Annotated in this window: 2 protein-coding genes; both read right to left on the reverse strand. The window is 68.1% G+C overall.

All coding sequences use genetic code 11. The features are described 5' to 3' along the window. Positions 1–77 precede the first annotated feature (77 nt). The gene (locus CQZ88_RS16280) at positions 78–494 is read right to left on the reverse strand and encodes a hypothetical protein (RefSeq protein ID WP_006941283.1); all 417 of its coding nucleotides are present in this window, start codon (positions 492–494) and stop codon (positions 78–80) included. Positions 495–578: 84 nt separating this feature from the next. Continuing rightward, on the reverse strand, positions 579–2,210 hold a 1,632-nt coding region (locus CQZ88_RS16285), incomplete at its 5' end, for an alpha/beta hydrolase (RefSeq protein ID WP_258008624.1).

The raw sequence follows: 2,210 nt of genomic DNA on the forward strand, positions 1-2,210 counted from the left end.
TGGGGTTCATTGAACCGGCGCCCGGTGCGTGGTGCCCCTCTTCCGACGCGATCGCGTCGGAAGAGACGCACAATCGATCACTTGAGGAGATCGCGTGCGGTGGTGGTCACCGTGGTGGTGAGCTCACGGGCGAAGGAGACCTGCGCCTTGGTGAGGTCCTCGACCCAGGCGATCGGGGTGGCGGAGGCGATCTTCTCCTGCAGGTCGAGCAGGCTGGTGACGGCGCGCTCGTAGGTGTCGACGGTGAGGTTGCCGCTCTGCTTGGCAGCGTCGACGACCTTGTCGTTGAACTCGCTCAGGCGGGCGGCGCTCTCGTCGAGAGCCTTGGTGAATTCGGCGGTGGCCTGGTTCGCGGCGGTGGTGGCCGACTCGGCGATCTTCTGAGCGGCGGCGGTGGCGTCCGCGGTGGCCTTGGCAGCAGCCTCGTTGGCCTTGGCGGTGTCGGCGGTGGTCTTGGCGACAGCGGCGTCGACGGGGGTCTTGGCGGTGGTCATGGCGTACCTTCCGTTCGGGTGTGTGAGGGCGCCTCGGAGGACGCTGTTAGCAGGTTAGCAAGATGAATGCTAACGCGCAAGTCCTCAGCTGAAGACGTACGTGCCCGGAGCGTCCTCGAGCGGCGGGGGGGCGGCGCTGCCCATTGCCGGCGGTGACACCAGCTCCCCGGCGCGCTTGTTCGACCAGGCCGTCCAGTCCTCCCACCACGAGTGCTCGTAACGGGTGGCCGCGTCGTCCCAGACCTGCGGATCCGCGGGCAGCGGCGAGCCGGTCTCGGCGTCCGGCGCCCCGACGGCCTTGAACCACACCTTCTTGCCGGGCGGGTTCACCGCGCCGGCGACGTGCCCGCCGTTGGTGAGCACGTAGCGCACGTCACCGCCCAGCAGGTTCACCGCCTGGTACGACGATGTCCAGGGCACGATGTGGTCGTTGATCGCGCCGACGACGTAGGTGTCGCACGTGATGTCGTGCAGGTTCAGAGGCTGTCCGTCGAGCACGTAGAGGCCCTCGGCCAGCTCGTTGCGGCCGTACAGCGACCGGAGGTAGTGCGAGTGCATCTCCGCGGGCATGCTCGTGCTGTCCTCGTTCCACGCGAGGATGTCGAAGGCCGCAGGCTTCTCGCCCTTCATCCACCGCGAGACCCAGTAGTTGAAGACGAGGTCCTTCGCGCGGATCATGTCGAAGCTGCCGGCCATCTCCTTGCCGGACAGGAAGCCCTGCTGCCGCATCCGGAACTCGACGAGGTCCAGCGTGGACGGATCGGTCAGCAACCCGAGTTCCCCGACCTGGCTGTAGTCGAGCAGGGTGTTGAGCATGGTGAAGGCGGTCACGCGCTTGTCGCCGACGGCGAATGCGCGCGCGGCGGCCATCGCGGCCATCGCGCCACCGAGGCAGATGGACAGCACCTCGATCTTCGGCGACCCGGTGATCTCCTCGACCACGTCCAGCGCGGCGGCAATGCCGTTGACGTAGTAGTCGTCCATGGTGATGTGCCGCATCGACTCGTCCGGGTTCCGGTACGAGATCATGAACACGGTGCGGCCGTGCTGGACCGCCCACTCGGCGAGGCTGCGACCGGGTGCGAGATCGAGGATGTAGTACTTGTTGATCCACGGCGGCGCGGCGAGGATCGGCACCGCATGCACCTGCTCGGTCTGCGGCGTGTACTGGATCAGCTCGATCAGGTCGTTGCGATAGACCACCTTGCCCGGGGTGGCCGCGAGGTTCTCGCCGACGGTGAACGCGTCCGAGTCCACCTTCAGCGGCAGGCCGCCGCGGTTGAGCACGTCGTGCACGGCATATCGGGCGCCGCGCAGCAGGCTTGCCCCGCCCGTCTCGAATGCGCGGGTGAGCACGCCCGGATTCCACAGGAAGTTCGACGGGGCCAGCACGTCGAGCATCAGGTTCGCGAACTGGCGAGCCTTGCCGTCCTGCAGCGGATCGCCGGCCCCGGCGTCGGTGAGTTCCTCGACGTAGGCCCGCGTGGCGAGATAACTCTGCAGGAGCGAGAAGTACGCGGGGTTCTCCCGCCAGGCGGTGTCGGAGAAACGGCGGTCCCGCGGGTCGAGCGGCATCGGCGGCTTGGGATCGTCGGCGTTGAACACGCGGGTGGCCGCCGCGGGGATCTTCACCAGCCGGCCCGCGTATTCCGTCGTGGCGGCGGTGACGGCCTGGGGGTTGCGGACGGCGCGTCCGGCCACCGACTTCACCGCGGG

The sequence above is a fragment of the Rhodococcus sp. ENV425 genome, assembly GCF_002887785.1.
GTDB lineage: Bacteria > Actinomycetota > Actinomycetes > Mycobacteriales > Mycobacteriaceae > Rhodococcus > Rhodococcus aetherivorans.